Annotated in this window: 12 protein-coding genes; 6 read left to right on the top strand and 6 right to left on the bottom strand. The window is 42.7% G+C overall.

The window, feature by feature from the left end:
• Positions 1 to 104: 104 nt before the first annotated feature.
• Positions 105 to 1,094, top strand: a complete 990-nt coding sequence (locus B2746_RS16325) for a purple acid phosphatase family protein (RefSeq protein WP_290796048.1) — start codon at positions 105 to 107, stop codon at positions 1,092 to 1,094.
• The gene (locus tag B2746_RS16320) at positions 1,091 to 2,905 is read left to right on the top strand and encodes an alkaline phosphatase (RefSeq protein ID WP_290796046.1); all 1,815 of its coding nucleotides are present in this window, start codon (positions 1,091 to 1,093) and stop codon (positions 2,903 to 2,905) included. The genes B2746_RS16325 and B2746_RS16320 overlap by 4 nt, the downstream gene beginning before the upstream one ends.
• Positions 2,906 to 2,964: 59 nt before the next feature.
• Here B2746_RS16320 and B2746_RS16315 read toward each other — a convergent pair whose 3' ends face one another.
• The 3 genes from B2746_RS16315 to B2746_RS16305 form a co-directional block, all read right to left on the bottom strand.
• Entirely contained in the window at positions 2,965 to 4,653 is a 1,689-nt protein-coding gene (locus B2746_RS16315; protein WP_290796044.1) for a RagB/SusD family nutrient uptake outer membrane protein, read from the bottom strand.
• A 10-nt stretch (positions 4,654 to 4,663) separates the two neighbouring features.
• A complete protein-coding gene (locus B2746_RS16310) occupies positions 4,664 to 7,672 on the bottom strand; it encodes a SusC/RagA family TonB-linked outer membrane protein (protein WP_290796041.1) in 3,009 nt (1,002 codons plus the stop codon).
• Positions 7,673 to 7,850: 178 nt separating this feature from the next.
• A complete protein-coding gene (locus tag B2746_RS16305; protein ID WP_290796040.1) occupies positions 7,851 to 8,945 on the bottom strand; it encodes an acyltransferase family protein in 1,095 nt (364 codons plus the stop codon).
• A 107-nt stretch (positions 8,946 to 9,052) separates the two neighbouring features.
• Here B2746_RS16305 and B2746_RS16300 point away from each other — a divergent pair, with 107 nt between their 5' ends.
• From B2746_RS16300 to B2746_RS16285, 4 genes are all read left to right on the top strand, one after another.
• Positions 9,053 to 9,457 (top strand): hypothetical protein, encoded by a 405-nt coding sequence (locus B2746_RS16300; RefSeq protein WP_290796038.1) that lies wholly within the window; start codon positions 9,053 to 9,055, stop codon positions 9,455 to 9,457.
• A gap of 66 nt (positions 9,458 to 9,523) precedes the next feature.
• A complete protein-coding gene (locus tag B2746_RS16295) occupies positions 9,524 to 10,603 on the top strand; it encodes an efflux RND transporter periplasmic adaptor subunit (RefSeq protein WP_290796036.1) in 1,080 nt (359 codons plus the stop codon).
• A gap of 24 nt (positions 10,604 to 10,627) precedes the next feature.
• Positions 10,628 to 13,855, top strand: a complete 3,228-nt coding sequence (locus tag B2746_RS16290) for an efflux RND transporter permease subunit (RefSeq protein WP_290796034.1) — start codon at positions 10,628 to 10,630, stop codon at positions 13,853 to 13,855.
• Positions 13,788 to 15,224 (top strand): efflux transporter outer membrane subunit, encoded by a 1,437-nt coding sequence (locus B2746_RS16285; protein ID WP_290796033.1) that lies wholly within the window; start codon positions 13,788 to 13,790, stop codon positions 15,222 to 15,224. Before B2746_RS16290 ends, B2746_RS16285 begins: the two co-directional genes overlap by 68 nt.
• On the opposite strand, the gene B2746_RS16280 is transcribed toward B2746_RS16285, so the two are convergent.
• The 3 genes from B2746_RS16280 to B2746_RS16270 all read right to left on the bottom strand — a co-directional run bounded on the left by B2746_RS16280 (position 15,225) and on the right by B2746_RS16270 (position 19,658).
• Positions 15,225 to 17,798, bottom strand: a complete 2,574-nt coding sequence (locus B2746_RS16280) for an outer membrane beta-barrel protein (RefSeq protein WP_290796031.1) — start codon at positions 17,796 to 17,798, stop codon at positions 15,225 to 15,227.
• Positions 17,799 to 17,892: 94 nt separating this feature from the next.
• Positions 17,893 to 18,621 carry a LytR/AlgR family response regulator transcription factor gene (locus B2746_RS16275; RefSeq protein ID WP_290796028.1) on the bottom strand — a complete coding sequence of 243 codons (729 nt, stop codon included), beginning with the start codon at positions 18,619 to 18,621 and terminating at the stop codon, positions 17,893 to 17,895.
• The gene (locus B2746_RS16270) at positions 18,618 to 19,658 is read right to left on the bottom strand and encodes a sensor histidine kinase (RefSeq protein WP_290796026.1); all 1,041 of its coding nucleotides are present in this window, start codon (positions 19,656 to 19,658) and stop codon (positions 18,618 to 18,620) included. Before B2746_RS16270 ends, B2746_RS16275 begins: the two co-directional genes overlap by 4 nt.
• Between the last annotated feature and the right edge of the window lie 2 nt (positions 19,659 to 19,660).

Below are 19,660 nucleotides of genomic sequence, written 5' to 3'. Positions count from 1 at the left end.
CCTGCAAAGACAGCGTGGGATGAGACATAGTAAAGATTTAATTTGCAATTCTCATTGGATTTCAATTTACCTTTTACTTTCACAGGTTTAAAACAGCAATCGTTATGAAACTTTGGTTAAGCTGCATTGTAGTTTTTTTGCTATTGGCAGGGGCTTTGCAAAATACACAGGCACAGGCCCCACTGGTGGAGGATCTCGGTTATAAAGGAGGCTCAATTAAAGGAATCAAAAAGCTCGAAAATGCATTACATTTTCTGGTCATTGGTGATTGGGGTCGAAACGGAGAAAACTACCAGAAAGAAGTAGCTGCAGGAATGGGCAAAGCAGCACATGATCTCGATGCAGATTTCATTGTTGCCACGGGAGATAATTTTTATCCTTATGGAGTTGCCAGCACCCGCGATTATCACTGGATCAGCTCCTTTGAATCGATTTACAGGGCACAATCCTTACATGTCCGCTGGTTTCCGGTACTGGGCAATCATGATTATGGTTCTAACCCCGATGCACAGGTGGAATATACGCAGATCAGCAGCAGATGGACTATGCCAGCCCGTTATTACAGCAGAAAATTCAGGGAAAGAGACAGTTCAAACTCCGTTCTGATTTTATTTATTGATACGGATCCCATTGAAAAAGAATTTCGGGGACATCCCTACGATTCAATTAAATACAAAAAAGGCTATGTTCAACAGCAGAAGGAATGGATCCAGCGGGAATTGTCCCAATCCAATGCAAAATGGAAAATTGTGGTAGGTCACCATCCCCTATACACTGGCGGCTGGAGAAAAGATTCCAAAGATGTCGCCAATATGAAAGACTTTCTGGAACCAATTTTTCATCAATATAAAGTGGATTTGTATATAGCCGGACATGAGCACCATCTGGAGCATGTGAAGCCAGCCGGACCAACCCATCATATTATATCAGGTGCAGGATCAGAAGCAAGGCCCGTTAAGATTCATCCCAACGGAGGTAAATTTGTTGCGGGCACTCAGGGCTTTGCAAGTTTCTCAGTTACCAATAAAGAAATACTGGTTCAGTTTATTGATTATAAAGATCAGATCATTCACACCGTAAGTTTACCAAAATGAGGATAAAACTCCTGTTATTCAGCTTTCTACTCGGAGGCGCAACCCAAGTTACAAGCCAGGAAAAATCGGCACTTAGTTACCGAATCCATTCCCATAACGATTATGAACAACCGATTCCGTTCTGGACGGCCTACTATGCAAAAGCAGGATCCATTGAAGTGGATATTTACCTGGCTAATGGTGGCATTTTAGTTGCTCATGACAAAGAAGATCTTCGTCCCGATAAAACAATTCAAAACCTTTACCTCGATCCTCTGCGTCAATTATTAAAAGAACATCAGGGGCAGTTATCGGCAGATAAAAACTATGCAGTTCAACTACTGATCGATATTAAATCACCAACCAATCCCTGTTTGGATACATTGGTTTCCATATTGAAAACCTACCCGGAAATCATTCAAAGCAAAAGTATCCAATTGGTATTATCCGGCAACAAACCACCGGTAGCTGATTTCGCCAATTACCCGGATTTTATTTTATACGACGGACTTCCCTGGGAAAATTATCCCGCGTCCATAACACAGCGTGTGCCTCTTTTAAGTGCGAACCTGCAGAAATATACCAAATGGAATGGCAAAGGAATTATACCGGAAAAAGAACGAAAAGAGCTGGAGAAAGTAATTGCAGAAACTCATGCAAAAGGAAAAAAAATCCGCTTTTGGAATGCACCGGATTTTATCAATGCCTGGTTTGAGTTGGGAAAGCTGGGAATTGACTATATGAATACAGATCATATTCCGGAACTGGCCGGCTTTATGGAAAAATCCGCCAACAGTGGATTTCAAAACAAGGAAAAGTCAACCAGCATTTACCTGCCGAGCTATAAATCAGACGGGATAAAAAAAGCACCCAAAAACATTATCCTATTAATTGGAGATGGAATGGGATTGGCACAAATCCATGCAGCCTATTCCGCCAACTTCAACCAGCTGAACCTTTACCAGTTTAAAACTACAGGCTTATCCCGCACCAGTTCCTATGACAGCTATATTACGGATTCTGCTCCGGGCAGTACGGCTTTTTCAGCCGGAATAAAAACAAATAACAGGGCGGTTGGAGTGGATCATACGGGTGTTGCAGTTCCACTGCTTCCAATCTACATGAAAGAAAGGGGAAAGAAAACTGCCATTGTTTCAACCGGCGATATAACGGATGCCACACCGGCTGATTTTTATGCCCATCAATCAGAGCGCAGCAGCAGTGAAGCCATTTTAAAAGATCTTGCAACAGAACCAATTGATTTATTAATGGGATCGGGACAAAAAGGTTTTGACGGAATTATTCGTCAAAGCATGCCAGACTTTCAGGTGAGCAACTCTTTGGAAACAGTTCCTGATAAAACCCAAAAAAAATGGATAGTACTGGAAGACAGAGCTGGAAAATCGATACTGAAAGGCAGAGGAAACTGGGCGGTGGAAGCATTTAAAAAAAGCACTGCGCTCCTTTCGCAAAACAAAGCCGGATTTTTCCTGATGCAGGAAGGTGCACAAATCGATAATGGTGGTCATAATAATCAAATGGCAACGATCGTACATGAATTGCTGGACTTTGATCAGGTAGTAAAAGCAGCGCTTGAATTTGCTGATCAGAACGGAGAAACATTGGTAATTGTAACAGCAGATCATGAAACCGGCGGATTAACCTTGGTGAATGGGGATCCTTCCAAAGGAATTGTAAACGGGCATTTTTCAACCAATGATCATACAGCAACACCGGTACCTGTATTTGCTTATGGTCCCCGTTCTTATTTATTCAGCGGCGTGTATGAAAACACAGCGATCCACACCAAAATAAAAGAAGCAGTCAAATAGAAAATGGCAGGAAGAACTCCTGCCATTTTACCAAAACTACTGCTGCTATTGTTATGCTGTTAATACCCGGGGTTTTGTACCAGATAATCCGGAATATTGGATGCTCCGTCAATCGCATTCTGCGGAATCGGGAATAATCTTTTTTGCGGATTGTTATCTGTTTTTTCAGTCCAGGTTCCTTCGTATTTACCGAAGCGGATCATGTCAGTCCGGCGAACCATTTCCCAATACAATTCGAAACCTCTTTCACGATATAAAATATCCAGATTCATTTCGGTTAATGCCGGGATGGTACCCCGTGCAGTTCTGGCTGCACGTACGGTATTTACATCTGCAAGTGCCCCAGCGGCATCCCCTTTTCTCAGTTTTGCTTCTGCCCGCATCAAATAAATATCTGCTAGGCGGAGGATAACAATATTGGCTTCACCGAAATTTCTACCGCTAACTGATTTCCGGCTGAATTCATATTTCTCTACCCTATAACCAGAGGGATAGTTACTGCCAGCCACTGAGAAATCAATTTCTTTTGTAAAATTAACAGCTAATGTTGGGCGGTTACGAGTATCATGAAAAAGCGGCCCAACTTTATAATTTCCATTGGCACAACGAAGAAAAACACCTTCCCTGCGAATCAGTCCGTATTGCTGTCCACGTAATATTCCTCTGTTCACATGGAAATCATCTGCTGCAACGCAGGTATCATTCGGATTGGAATAGATAGATAAATTTTCTTTATAAAAACGCTGATCCGCATCCGCAGGATCGGTAGCGCCATAGGCATCTTCCCATGAATCATAAAAATCGGACGTGATACCCGGACCGTCGGTTCCATTTGCACCCGGGTACTGAGGTAATGGAAACTGGTCGCCGGATAAGGAGAAATAAGCAAGCCGGTTATGACCATTTAATTCAGCCCGCTGATCCACAGCAAAAATGATCTCTTTGTTTGTATTGTTTTCATCATCAAAAATTTCAAAATACTCTGGAGAGAACTGGTAGGCACCACTACTTATGATTTTATCGCAATATTCTAGCACTTTATCCATATCAGCTGTTCCAAAATTAAATTGAGACGCATAGATATCAGAGTAAACCGGCGCGTTCAGGTGCAACCTCGCAAGTAATCCCCATACGGCAGCTTTGCTTAATCGACCATGTGTCGGCTGATTGCCCAATAAAGGTTCCACTGCCAATAATTCAGATTTAATATATTCAACAGCTTCTGCTCCGCGTAGAATAACCGAATTTGCTTTGGGATCCTCTTTTACGAAAATAAGGCCATAAAGATCCAGCAACATCAACGAATAATAGGCCCTCATCCCTCTTGCTTCGGCCAGATATAATGGAGCAGATGGATCTGTATTGTTTGGCAATGTATTTATGGCTGTTACACAATACGAAACGCTCTTGGCCAGATCATTGAACACATTTCGGATATTGGGATCAGAAGTGGAAAAATTATGTGTATGCATACCCAGGTAAATACCATTATCACCCCAATCCGTACCACCTCTGTAAGGAAGTATGGCTTCATCGGTAGAAATTTCCTGTAATGTGAAATAGCGGGTATGTTGGAACATGCTTGGTAAAAGCGCATAAACAGGTGCAATAGCACCCTCTGCTTGCTGTTTATCTGTTAAGCCAACAGCCGAACTCTCGTCATAAATAACTTCATTTAGCTTAGTACATCCTCCCATTACGGAAGCGATAGCACCGATCATCATTACTTGTTTAATATGTTTTCGCATAACGGGTAATTTAAAATTGAAGGTTTACACCCAGTATAAAGGAACGGGCTCTGGGATAGCTTAAATAATCAACACCATAAGACGACACCGATGCAATATTCCTGTCAGTATTCACTTCCGGATCATAACCATCATACTTTGTAATTACAAACAGATTTTGACCGGTGAGAGAAAAACGAATTTGTTTAAAAAACTGACCGTTCCCAATTCTTGATAAGGGAAGGGTATATCCCAATGCCAGGTTATTCAGGCGGAAAAAACTGCCATTTTTCAAAAAACGGGAGGAAACTCGTGCATCATTAGTCGTTGCTTCTTCTTCATACTTAATAGCTGAAGTGGTTGTATTTACCCCTTTCGCAATAAGTGCTTTATAAGATCCTGCATTCTCGGTATTATCATACAATTTATTACCAGAAACTCCATTAAAATTGATGGCCATATCAAAATTCTTATATCCAACTGTACCAAACAAACTGAACATCTTTTTAGGTAATGCGGAACCTAATACCACCCTGTCCCGATCGTTAATGAAACCATCGTTATTGGCATCGCGATAAACGCTCAGGCCATCCCGGTCAAAACCTGTAAAATCAAGCAAATAAAATGCTCCAATTGGAGAACCATTAACATATCCATTAATGGTAGCAGAAGTCAGACCAGAGCCAGATGCTGTACCGGAAGGAATAACCGAATAAGGTGAGTTATTCACTTCATTATCAATAAAAGTGATATTACCGCCAACAGAGTAGGTCACCGGACCTTTATTATTTCGGTAACTCAGTTCCAATTCTACACCCTGGTTTATAATTTCCATATCTTTTACATTCGCATAGGTCTCAGGCGCCGGCTGTACTGGGTCCGCAGGCGGAATCAATAACAGAATATTATTTGAAATTTTGCGGAAATAATCCACCGTTCCACTCAATGCACCATTGAATAGTTCGAAGTCAAGTCCGATATCTGTTTGAGTGGATACTTCCCACTGCAAATCAGGGTTAGCGAGGCGGTTGTATAATAAACCGGCAGGGAAAGTATTATCCGGCGTTAATGGATAGCTTGCATTTCCCGAACTGCTGGCGGTAAATAAAGCCTGTGTCAGCTTAGCGGGAATCTCCTGGTTTCCGGTCTGCCCCCAGCCTGCTCTCAGCTTCAAATTACTAATCCAACTACTTTTAAAGAAATCCTCCTGTGAAATGGTCCAGGCTGCACCTACTGAAGGGAATACACCGTATTTGTTGTTCTCACCAAATTTTGAAGATCCATCTGCCCGCACCGTTGCAGTAAGCATGTACTTATTGTCAAATGAATAGTTCAATCTTCCAAAAAACGACTGTAATTCATTGCGTTCTGCATAACCTGACGGACGGTTATTCACCAGTGTCAACTCCTGGCCCTCTCCTGGATTATATATTGGTTCAACACCTCCAACCACAAAGCGATTGATACTGGTTGCTCTTCCCTGCAAGAAAATATCCTGGTAAGAATAACCTGCAAGGGCAGTTATTTTATGACGGTCAATTTCCTTATTGTAGGTAAAGTAATGCTCCATCAGGATGTTCCTATTGAAAGTAGTATAGGTATCCAGCCGACCATCCCGAAAAGGAACTGTATTAGGAAGCGATTGTACATCCTGTGTACCTGTAGAGTTATCAACACCAACATTCACTTTATATTCCAATCCTTTTATGATTCTGAGGGTGGCAGCAATATTCCCTATAACACGGTTGGTTGTGGTCAGATTCTTTTCCAGCTCCAGTGTTTTCAAAGGATTGATTCCATTTTCAAACACATACGGCGTGCCATCTGCGTTTCTTGCCGGAATGGTAGGATTGGTTGAAATGGATCCTCCCAGTAAACTTCCGATATTGGGACGCTGGTTAACCGTATTATTGGCACTCAGGTTCACCTCAAATGTGAGCCGGTCATCCCATAATTTCTGGGTAATATTTAAGCGGCCATTATAGCGCTTCAGGTCGTTATTTTTAATAATTCCTTCCTGCAATTGCATACCTAAGCTCGCGTAGTAGGTAAGCTTGTTAGCTCCACCGGAAAGTGCCAGGTTATGATTTTGGGTAAAAGCAGTACGGGTAATTTCATCCTGCCAGTCGGTGCTGCCTCCAAAATCCTCCAGTTCACCTCCCAGGGCAACCACCTGTCTTTTATACTCTTCAGTAGTGAAAAGCGGTAAAGGATTAGCAATCTTACTTACCCCTGCAGAAAAATTGTAATTAACATTACTGAAGCCTGATCTTCCTTTTTTGGTTGTAATCAGTACTACCCCATTGGCACCCCGGGAACCATAAATGGCTGTTGCAGATGCATCTTTCAGAACATCAATTGAAGCGATATCCTGCGGATTCATAAAGTTCAGCGGATTGGCACCACCTCCTGTTCCGGAATTATCCAATGCCATCCCGTCAATTACAAAAAGTGGTGTACTTCCTGAACGAACACTACCCGGACCGCGGATCGTGATACTTTGTGAACCACCGGGTTCACCACTGGCAGCAGTTACATTCACCCCGGCTACCTTTCCCTGAAGTAATTCTTCCGGAGTATTGATGATTCCTCTGTTGAAATCTTCGGCTTTTACCGATTTAACTGCTCCGGTCAGATCCCTTTTACTGGATCTGCCATAACCTACCACCACCATTTCATCCAGGCTTTTGGCAGCTTCTTCCAGCGACTGAGTCACCTGAAGTGGCCTGGCATTACTGTGGTTTAGTCCGGTTAATACCTTGTCGGCATAACCCACATTACTGATTGTCAGTTTGTACCCATTGGCATAGGGCACTTCCTCAAACCTGAAATTACCCGACAAATCGGTTTGAGTACTACGGGAAAAACGGTTGGAGCTGTTTTCAAGCGTCACCGTGGAACCAGCCAGTGGTTCTGATTGGGCATTCCGGACAGTACCGCTTACGGCACCACCGGCAGACTGGGCATGAATTTGCGCCATCGTAAAAAACAGGAACAGGCAACAAAGACCCCAGCTCAGCAGTTTTGATTTGGTTGTCATGATAGAAGAATTAGTACAAAATGGATGTAAATGTAGAAGGGTCGTTTTGGGCAATCGTTAAGCTCTGGTTATTTAATCGTTATTAACTAAATCGTTAAACTTACCCCACGAATATGTTCCATTTCGGGCAATCTTTTGTATAAAAAAGTACCATAGTACTAATTCAAACAACCAGTTATCAGAGTTTAAAGAAGATCTTCTTTTTGTATAGAAAATAGCATAAATACCATTCGAGGAAAAGGGTAACAAAGGCCGAAAGCAGCCAGCCAAAGTTTTCCGGAACAGCCAATAGATCAAGTGGCCCCTTTACAAAAATCGCCACCACCCCATTCAGCCACTGGTGGCCGACGGTTTCAAAAAACAGGTAAATAAAAAGCGCATTCATCCCAACAACGGTGAAGATCCAGGCATTGCGGTTAATACCACGAATATCCACCAACCAGTAAAGAAAGGTCATCAGCAGTACAATCCAGCCACCTGAAACCAATACAAATGACCCCGTGCAAATTCGTTTGATGATGGGTGAAAGTCCGGTTAGATCGGACAGATACCCCACAATTAATAATCCAATTCCACTTATCAGCAGCATTCTTATCTTTTGCTGCTGGCTGATGGCAGCATCCATCAACAACTTGCCCGCCAAAACACCCCAGATCGTATGGGCAGCTGTCGGTATAAAATTTATAAAGACCCAACCACCGGAATTGATTTTGCCCATTACCAGCAGATCAGTATAGGAACCGAAATTTTTTCCAATTACAAAGGGTTGATTAAACTCTCCCACCAAAACCGTACGATATAGTATCTCGGACAGCAGGATTAAACCCAAACTTACCAGACCCTGAAAAAAATAGGATCTTCGGATAATTAAATAAGCAATAACCGTGGTAAATGCCAATTGTGTCAGCACATTCCATAATTCCCAAACCAATTTCCCGCTGTAGACACAATGTAATGCGGTACCGAGTAAAAATAATTTCAGGCTCCGTAAAAGTATATGCGGAAGATTTTTCGACCAGCTTATCCCTTTCTTCTCCTTATAATAGAAGGAGAGGAACATTGCCGAACCGGCCATGATCATAAAACCTGGCTGTATGAGATCCCAAAAGAGCAGACCATGCCATTCATGATGAAAAAACTGCCGCGTAACCAACTCAAAACCATTACCTTCCGCAACAGCATGCAATCTGCTATACAAGGATGTACTTTCTGCTGCCAGCAGAATCATAATCAGTCCACGCATCAGATCCAGAGAGAGCAGTCGATTGGGCATAATCTTATAAAAAATATTTAATTCTGTTTAAATTAGGCCTGTTTCAGCGAAATAGGAACAGGCAATCGTTTGTGTTGAATTTATTTTGATTAATTTTCCGGCGCTGAATGAACTGGTATACAAAAATATGGGTATCCTGTCTGCTGTTGGTATTACTGACAAGTATGGATGTTATTTCCGGCACCCACAACGCTCCCTCAAACATCCGCCATTCGCAGCCTGAGTTGATTCAATTCAACCGGCCTCAGAATCACTATTCAGACTATTTATGGATCAATGCACCGCTACCTGAAAAACAGGATGAGTTGTTATTCATAGAAGAAACGGAAGACAACCAGCATAACTGGGTGTTATTAAAAAGCAACCGCATTTTTTATACCTGCATCAGCATTTTGTTCGGTCAGCCGGATCTCACCAACCAACAGCCTGTCCCCATTCCCCCCGCAGCGCACCGACCGATTCAACTCTTTACGATTGGCAGACTCAGCCATTTACAAATTTTCCGCATTTAGAACGGCTCCCATCAGAAGTACATCTGTACTTACTCCTTCTCAATTTATTAATTAATCTCAATTTACATGAAGCAATTTTTCGTGCTATCAGTGCTATTTGCAATACTGACCTGTACCGGATGTGGCCATAAAGCGGAAGAAAAAGAAGCCACTACCAATTTTATTGTAACCCAACCCCTCCTTTTAGATACTGTTCTTGAAAGGGAATATGTAGCCCAGGTCCGTTCCATTCAGCATATTGAACTCCGCGCCCAGGAAAGAGGATATCTCCAGGAAATCTATATTGACGAAGGGCAATCCGTAAAAAAAGGACAACTGCTATTTAAAATAATGCCCCAGTTATACGAAGCCGAGGCACAGAAAGCCAAAGCAGAGGTAGAATTCGCAGAAATAGAATACCAGAATACACAGAAACTGGCTGAATCCAATATTGTTTCTCCCAATGAACTCGCCATGGCCAAAGCCCGGCTCAACAAAGCCAAGGCCGAACTCAATATAAAAAATGTACACCTTCAATTTACCAATATCTATGCACCCTTCAACGGTATCGTGGATCGATTTCTCGTTAGGAAAGGAAGTCTGCTGGATGAAGGCGAATTGCTCACCAGTCTTTCAGACAATAGCCATATGTGGGTCTATTTCAATGTTCCCGAAGTGGAGTACCTAAACCTGTTCAACAACAGCGATATCAAAAACCAGCAGGTGGAATTAAAGATGGCCAACCAACAGATTTTCCCCCAGAAAGGTAAGGTGGAAACCATCGAAGCTGATTTCGATAATGAAACCGGAAACATTTCCTTCCGCGCTACTTTCCCCAACCCCAAACTTCTGTTGAGAAATGGCGAAACCGGTAATATCCTGGTGAAGGAAGAATTGAAACAGGCCATACTCGTACCACAGAAAGCAAGTTTTGAAGTAATGGATAAAATCTTTGTGTACGTGGTAGACAAAGAAAATAAAGTGCATACCCGGGAAATTATAGTAGGTGCCGAACTGGAAGATTTATTTGTTATAAGCAGTGGATTGAAAGCCGGCGATACTATTCTTCTTGAAGGCATTCGCAAAGTTCAGGATGGCGATAAAATTCAATTCCAGACAGAAGACCCGAAGGCGGTGCTGAACTCCCTCAAATTACCTGTGCAATAATCACGAACCTCAAAACTGAAGAACATGTTTAAAATGTTTATGCAGCGGCCGGTGCTCGCGATTGTAATCTCCGTGGTGATTATTTTCATGGGTATCCTGTCAATTGAAACCCTTCCGGTTTCACAATTTCCTTCTGTTGCCCCGCCAATGGTGGTGGTTAACGTTGCCTATCCTGGCGCAAGTGCCAATGTATTGGTGGAATCCGTTCTAATTCCGATGGAAAAAGCCATCAATGGAACACCAGGTATGAAATATATGACCTCTGATGCCACCAGTGCGGGTGAAGCTACTATTCAGGTGGTATTTGACCTTGAAACCGATCCCAGTCAGGCGATGGTTAATGTAAAGACCAGAATTGAACAGGTTATCAACCGCCTGCCTCCGCTTGTGCAAAGAGAAGGGCTGGTTGTTAGCTACACATCCCCCAACATGCTGATGTATGTAAACGTATTCAGCACCAATAAAAATGTGGATGAAAAATTCGCGTATAATTTCGCCAACGTCAATATCATTCCGGAATTAAGCCGTTTGAAAGGCATTGGTAGCGCAAAAATTCTTGGTAGCCGGCAATACGCAATGCGAATCTGGCTGAAACCCGACCGCATGCGTGCTTATAACGTATCCACTGAAGAAGTGATGGAAGCGATGGCGGAACAAAGTATCATCGGTTCTCCGGGCCGGCTAGGACAAAGTACCGGCAAGCGCTCTCAGTCGCTGGAATATGTACTGACTTATCCCGGACGATACAACAAACCGGAACAATATGAAGATATAATCATCCGGGCTACACCTAACGGTGAAATCCTGCACCTGAAAGATATTGCCGAAGTGGAACTCGGCAGCGAATTTTACGACATCTATTCCAACCTTGATAATCATCCCTCTGCAGCCATTGTATTGAAACAAACCTATGGTTCCAACGCAACGGAAGTAATCAAAGAAGTAAAGGAAAAGCTGGAAGAAATTAAGAAAACCTCATTCCCGCCGGAAATGGAATACCAGATCAGTTATGATGTATCTACCTTTCTGGATGCTTCCATTGAAAAAGTAATCCATACATTGACAGAAGCATTCATACTGGTGGCATTAGTGGTTTTCGTATTTCTGGGCGACTGGCGATCGACACTGATCCCGACCCTGGCCGTACCGGTATCACTGGTAGGCGCCTTTATGGCGATGAAATTCTTTGGCATTACCATCAACCTGATCACCTTATTTGCACTGGTTCTGGCGATCGGAATTGTTGTGGACAATGCCATTGTGGTTGTGGAAGCCGTACATGCCAAAATGGAAGAGGAAAACCTCTCGCCTTATAAAGCAACTAAACAGGTATTAAATGAAATTAGTGGTGCTATTATAGCAATTACGCTGTTGATGACCGCCGTATTTGTACCCGTAGCTTTTATGAGCGGACCAGTTGGTGTTTTTTATCGCCAGTTCTCTATTACCATGGCCAGCTCCATTGTTATCTCCGGAATTGTTGCGCTCACACTAACCCCCGTTCTCTGTGCAATGATTTTGAAAAATAATCACGGCAAACGAAGAAAAAAGACCCCTGTCAACCTGTTTATAGACTGGTTCAATAAAAAGTTTAACGGACTGCTGGGTTCTTATACCCGCTTCCTGAAACTGATAGCGCACAGAAAGGTCCTGACCTTTGGAATGCTGATCGCATTCTGTACCTGTATTCTGTTAACAACAGCTGCACTACCTTCCGGTTTTATTCCCGGTGAAGACCAGGGAATGATTTATGCCATCATACAGACTCCGCCGGGCTCAACGCTGGAAAGAACAAATGAAATAGCACGCAAACTCCAGGAGATCTGTGAGAAAAATGAAGGTGTACAATCCGTATCTGCACTTGCCGGTTATGAAATCATGACAGAAGGAAGGGGATCTAATGCAGGTACCTGTCTGATCAATTTAAAAAACTGGTCAGAACGAAAACAGTCTGTTCATGAAGTGATTGAAGAATTGGAAAAGGAAGCTAAAACCATTCCAGGAGCAACCATCGAATTCTTTGAACCACCAGCTGTTCCGGGATATGGCGCAACTGGCGGATTCTCTCTTCGGTTGCTCGATAAAACCAATACGGGCGATTACAAAGCCTTTGGCGAAGTGAATACCATTTTTATGGAAGCACTGGAAAAACGCAAGGAATTAACCGGACTCTTTACTTTTTTCGCTGCCAACTATCCTCAATATGAACTGGAGATTGACAACCAGGCAGCTATGCAAAAAGGAGTATCAATCGGCAAGGCCATGGACAATCTTTCTATCCTGATCGGAAGTACCTATGAACAGGGCTTTATCCGCTTTGGAACCTTTTTCAAGGTATATGTGCAGGCAGATGCCAAATACAGGGAAATGCCCAGCGACCTTATGCAGCTTTATGTAAAAAACAACCGCGATGAAATGGTGCCCTATTCTGCCTTCATGAAAATCAAAAAATCACAGGGCATGAATGAGATCACCCGCTACAACATGTATACCTCTTCTGCTATCAATGGGTCTCCCGCGCCCGGATACAGCAGCGGACAAGCCATTGATGTAATTAAGGAAGTGGCGAAGGAAACACTGCCAAAAGGATATGATATCGACTGGCTGGGTCTATCTAAAGATGAAGTACAGAGAGGAAATGAATCATTGTACATTTTTCTGATTGTACTTGGATTTGTGTACCTGGTTCTTGCAGCCCAATATGAAAGCTTTATCATTCCGCTGGCAGTAATTCTTTCTTTACCGGCCGGTATATTCGGCGCTTTTCTCCTGTTGAAAATGATGGGACTCGCCAATGATATCTACGCACAGGTTGGATTGGTAATGCTGGTTGGACTATTAGGCAAAAACGCCGTATTGATTGTAGAATTTGCCATCCAGAAACGACAGGAAGGATTGACCGTACTGGAAGCAGCCATTGAAGGCGCCAAAGTCCGTTTCCGTCCGATTCTTATGACCTCTTTCGCATTTATTGCAGGATTACTTCCTTTGCTGGTAGCGACAGGGCCGGGTGCCATCGGTAACCGAACCATTGGTGCTTCATCTGCAGGAGGCATGTTGTTGGGTACATTATTCGGTGTAATTGTAGTGCCTGGTCTGTATTATGTATTCGGCAGTATGGCTGACGGACGCAAACTCATCAAAAAAGAAGAAGACACCCCATTAACAGAAGAATTTTCACATCATGGAAAAAAGAAACATCCAAAAATACACGTGGATCGCAATGACGACCCTTCTGCTGAGCAGTTGTAAACTACCGGCACTGGTTAACAGAGAAGCTGTTACCAATGTTCCGGAAGCATATAATATTTCAAGTGGCGACAGCACCAATAGTGCATCCGTTAACTGGAGAACAGTTTTTAATGACCCGTATCTCACAGCGCTGATTGACACTGCCCTGTCTCATAACCAGGAGTTAAATATCCTGCTGCAGGAAATTGAAATCAGCAGGAATGAAATCCGGGCCAGAAAAGGAGAATACCTGCCCTTTGTTGGGGTAAAGGCCGGAGCCGGAGTTGACAAGGTGCCGAGGTACACCAATATCGGAGCACTAGAAGCAAACACGGAAATCAAACCAGGAAAAGAAATGCCCGAACCACTGGGCGATTTTGGAATAGGTCTGTATGCCAGCTGGGAGCTGGATATCTGGCAGAAACTGCGCAATGCAACCAAAGCAGCCAACCTGCACTACCTGGCCAGTATGGAGGGCAGAAACTTTATGGTTACCAACCTGGTTGCTGAAATAGCTTCCTCATATTATGAATTGCTTGCACTGGATAAACAACTGGACATATTGCAGCAGAATATTGCGATTCAACAGAATGCTCTGACTCTGGTAAAAGTGCAAAAGGAAGCCACCAAGGTTACTGAACTTGCAGTGCGTCGGTTTGATGCCCAACTGGCTAATACCCGCAGTATGGAATTCTATATTCACCAACAAATAATGGAAACGGAGAACCGGATTAATTTTCTGCTCGGCCGTTTCCCTCAGTCTGTTCCAAGAAATCAGGGTGATTTTGAACAAAGCCTGATTCCCGCACTGAAGACAGGCTTACCCACACAACTCCTGTTCAACCGGCCTGATATCAGACAATCGGAACTGGAACTGGCAGCTGCGAAACTGGATGTACAGGTAGCAAGAGCCCAGTTTTACCCCTCACTGGGGATTCGTTCCGCTCTTGGGTTGGGTGCATTTAATCCTGGCTACCTGTTGAAAGCACCGGAGTCCATGTTGTTTTCCCTTGCAAGTGATCTTGCTGCACCACTAATCAACCGGAATGCCCTTAAAGCCACCTATCTGAATGCGAATGCCAAACAGTTGCAAACCGTGTTTGAATATGAACAGAAACTTTTATCCGCCTTCCTGGAAACAAAAAACCAGGTTTCGAATATCAGTAATCTGGAGAACACTTACCTGCAGAAAAAGCAACAGGTGGAAGACCTTGTCCTTTCTGTGGATATTTCCAATCGCTTATTTAATGCCGCAAGAGCAGATTATACAGAAGTGTTATTTACCCAGCGGGAAGCCCTGGAAGCCAGAGTGGAACTGGTGGAAACCAAACTCAAACAATGGCAGGCATCCATCCAACTCTATCATGCATTGGGAGGTGGCTGGAAATAATTACATTCCCTGCATGGCACCCTGTGAACCTTCCATTTCTCCTTTCATGTTTTTGCGTTTAAACAGACTCATATCAACCTGTCCAAAACGAAGGGAAAAATTAAGGCGAAACATCGGAACATCATTGAGGCGATAACTGTTCTGAATAAAATAGGCACTCTCGGTATATTGTTCGAATCGGCGGGTCCGGAAAATATCACTCACACTTAAGGTAATAGACGCTGCATTGTTTTTAAGGAAACTTTTCTGCAGTGCAGCGTCAATTCCATAGTTCGATTTGATATACCCCTGAGCGGTGCTTTGTGCTCCACCCATTCCTGGTCCCCCACTACCAAAACCTCCACCCTGATTTACCGGTTGATTGGTTTTTGATTGGTAAGTACCGGAGAGCTGGATTTTGAAATTATGAGGAAGCTTGAAATTATTATTCATTTTGGCAAAATAACTCCAGAGAGCATCCTGATTGGCTCCGGCAATAGAGCTGGCATTGATTTTTGAATTGTAGAGATTGAAATTCGTATTCATATCCCACCATTTTGCCAGGTTGAACTGTCCGGTTATTTCAGCTCCATAGGAGCGACTCCTGTCTGCATTTGTATAGGTACTTAGTGGACGTTTTTCACCTGTGCCAGTGGTAATGGTATCAATGTAACGGGTAATCAGATCTGTTGTATGTTTATAATAAATACTTGCCAGAATGGTGTTATTACCCGGCAGGGATTTGGAATAGGACATTTCAGCAGAATAAGTGAATTCTGGTTTTAATCCTGCATTACCTCTGCTCCAGTTTAACTGATCTGTTGAATCAATAAACGGAATCACCTGCATAAAGAAGGGACGATTGATTCTTCTTGTTATACTCATTTGTAATTCCTGCTGATTTTTCAATTTCTGGCTCAAAAAAAGCGATGGAAACAAACTGATCGGATAAGTATTTCTGAATTCCTGTTTGGTATCGGTTAATTCTCCTTTATAATCGGAACTCTCGCCACGCAATCCTACCTGATAGCTAAAATCTTTATACGAATTTTTAAAAGAAAGATAACCCGCGTAAACATTATCATAATTTGCATAATTACTACTTGCATTGATGATTTGTTCAAACTGTCCGGTTGATGCATTGTAAAAATAATTCCCCTGTTGATTTTCCATGGTACGAAGCTGCGCCCTTAAACCAGCTTCCAGTTTTGCGGAGCCGGTAAATGGCCGAACATAATCTGTTTGTATGGTTACAAATTGGTTTTTGCCATTGCCCAGAATCCGCTGCTCTATGGATCCCGTTTTGTCACCGCCCCGCTGATCAAAAATACTGGTAGTATAAAGCGCTTCACTATTGCTTTTTCCACTGAAAAAATTAAGATCGGCGGTCAACTCCTCTCCTTTCCCTGGAAACAGGTATTTATATCCCGCAGTAAAACCATAGGCATTAAAGACCCGGTCATTTTCTGTATTTCTCTCGCTATAACTGATGGTTGATGCATTTTGCCAGGCGCTATCTGTTTTTAACAGATCGGAGGGGTTCATTTTACCTCTAACCCGCGTAAATCCCACAGAGAAGGTGGAGCGATTGGTGGCAAAATAATCCAGTCCCGATCTTCCAAATAAAAACCCGCCACTATTCCTTGAACTGGAAGACTGATCAACCAGTAAATTGGGATTCGTCAGAAAACTCTGAATAGTGGTTTCTCCTATTCCCCGATTTCTGTTCTGATTACCAAAAACACTCAGATTGAAATTGATTTTATTCTGGCGCAGGTTCAGACTGGCACCACCATTGATCCCTCCTCGTTTATCAACACCGGCGTTAACAGTTCCATTGTAGCCGCTTTTTTTATTCTTCTTTAAAACTATATTGAGGATACCGGCATTGCCGCCGGATGCATCGTATTTAGCGGAAGGGTTGGTAATCACTTCAACTGATTCAATGGCATCTGCCGGAATCTGATCGAGTGTCAGGGTGGTAGGACGTCCATCCACATAAATTTGTGGTGATGCATTCCGAACGGTCACATTTCCATCAATATCCACATTAACAGAAGGCACGTTTTTCATAACATCCACGGCTGTACCTCCGGCACTTACAATATTGGCTCCCACGCTGAATACTTTTTTATCAATATCCATTTTAAGACGATTTGTACTGGCCGTTACCACCACGGCTTCCAGTTGTTGTACATCTTTTTCCAATTGAATTTTGCCAAGATCTTTTTCAAATGGTTGAGCCAAACTAAGCTTTTGAGAAGAAGCTGTATATCCTTTTACTGAAATATTGAGAGTGTACTGTCCCATGATCGGCAACTCTTCAAAATTGAAATCACCGTTTGACTGTGAACTTGCACCTTTTAACAGAACCTCTTTTATTTTTTTTGTTGCCGTATCAAATCGTTGATGCAATAATACCACAGAGGCATCTCCAATTCCCTTTCCGGAACTGTCAACAATTTTTCCATAAATACGTCCGATATTAGGTGGGGCCTGCATAGCTCCACGATTGGCCGAAACGCCTGCAGGCAGCTGAGCATTGGAATAAAGACCAGACATTAAACTTATCAGGAGAAAGAAAAACTGCTTCATATCCTTTGAATTATAAATAGAATATGAAGGTAGAAATCAGCAATTCCCCAATATTGCATGTTGAGACGATCCGGGAAAAGATTGCGACCAATCCTTATTCCTGGTCCCTGTTCGGATTTCCCATAAACGCTGCGATGGTATCCTTGTAATTTTCACCCACCGGCAATTCCATCTCACCAATAAACAGGCTGTTTTTACGGATGGATGTAACGAATTGAATTGAAACTATAAATGATTTATGTATCCGTAAAAATTGCGCAGTCGGCAACTGCTGCTCCAAAGCTTTCATACTGATTCTCGCAATTAAAGGCTTTGAAGGATCCCTCATGTGAAGCTTCACATAATCCTTGAGGCCTTCGATCCAACGGATTTCATTAAAAGAAACTTTTACATGACTATAGTCTATCTGAAGAAAAAAATAATCTTTATCAGCAACCTGGCCAGATTTGGAAGTTTGTAGTTTCAGTGCCAAAAGATCCTGTGCTCTTTTGGCTGCCTGAATAAACCGATCCATTGCAACCGGCTTTACGAGGTAATCAACCACCTGCAGATTAAAGCCTTCCAATGCATATTTATCATAGGCAGTTACCAATATATATAAACAGGAATCGGGCAAGCTTTTAATGAACTGCAGTCCGGTTAAGCCAGGCATCTGAATATCAAGAAAAACAAGATCAATTTTTTCCTTTTGCAAAATTTCCAATGCCTCAAATGGATCACTGCTGAAAGCAACCAATTCTAAAAATGGCACTTTGCGGATATTATCCACCAGTAATTCCAATGCTAGTTCTTCATCATCTATGGCAAGGCAACGTACTTTCATGTGAGCGACAATTTAAGCACAACAATATACCAGTCATCTTCTTTGGAAATGGCCAGGTCATGCTTTTTCCCAAATAGCAAATTCAATCGTCGGATGGTATTCGGCAATCCGATACCGGATGCTTTATCTTTTACCTCCAGCTGATCAGGAGAGTATCGATTTCTTACAATTAATTCCAATTGCCCATCCAAAGTTTTAAGGCTGATATAAATCTGTGGATCTCTTATAAAACCGGTTCCATGCTTAAATGCATTTTCAACAAATGGTATTAATAACATTGCCGGAATTTCGTAAGACCCGTCCACTCCGGTAAAATCAACTGTGATAGGGATTTTTTTGCCAAAACGTTGCCGTTGCAGGTCAATATAACTATTCAGGTAATCGATTTCCTTTTGAAGTGGTACGGTTTCCTGATCAGATTCATATAACATATACCGTAGCAAACTGGACAGCTTTATGAGGGAGGGTTCGAGCTGATCTGATCCTTTTCGTGCCAGGGCCACCATATTATTCAAAACATTGAACATAAAATGCGGACTCACCTGCGAGCGCAGAAATGCCAACTCCGTTTTTAAAAACTCCATTTCCTTTTCTTTGGCCAGCTCCCGTTCCTTAATGCGATCACGAATGATCCGATAGGCCGCACTGGCAATTACTATAAATGAAAAAGGCAAAATATTAAACACTACAAAATTCCAGGCATGGTGCTCTAATCCGGGTAGAAAATAATGAAACAGCGCCTGATCCACCAGGAACATTGATCCGAAAAAGGCCAATAAAATCAAACCATACAGCAGGTATTTTCTCCCGTAAACAAGTCTGGGTAATAAAATATATGCGTTGCAATAAAACAGGAGAAGACGAAAGAGATTATTAAAAAAAAGAAGGTAATAAAACCCTTCCCGCTTAATTCCAACATCCGCCGGACGACCTTTCCAAACGGGCTGAAGGAGGTAGGGAGCTCCAAATAAAATGAGCCAAAAGAGAAGATGCAGGCTTAATCCCACCCATTTTTTGGAATACCATTGCGATCGCATGC

Source organism: Flavihumibacter sp. UBA7668 (genome assembly GCF_002483205.1).
In the GTDB taxonomy this organism is placed as follows: Bacteria; Bacteroidota; Bacteroidia; order Chitinophagales; family Chitinophagaceae; genus Flavihumibacter.
The sequence above is the reverse complement of the archived record's forward strand: the minus strand, read 5'-3'. Positions and strand labels throughout refer to the sequence as shown.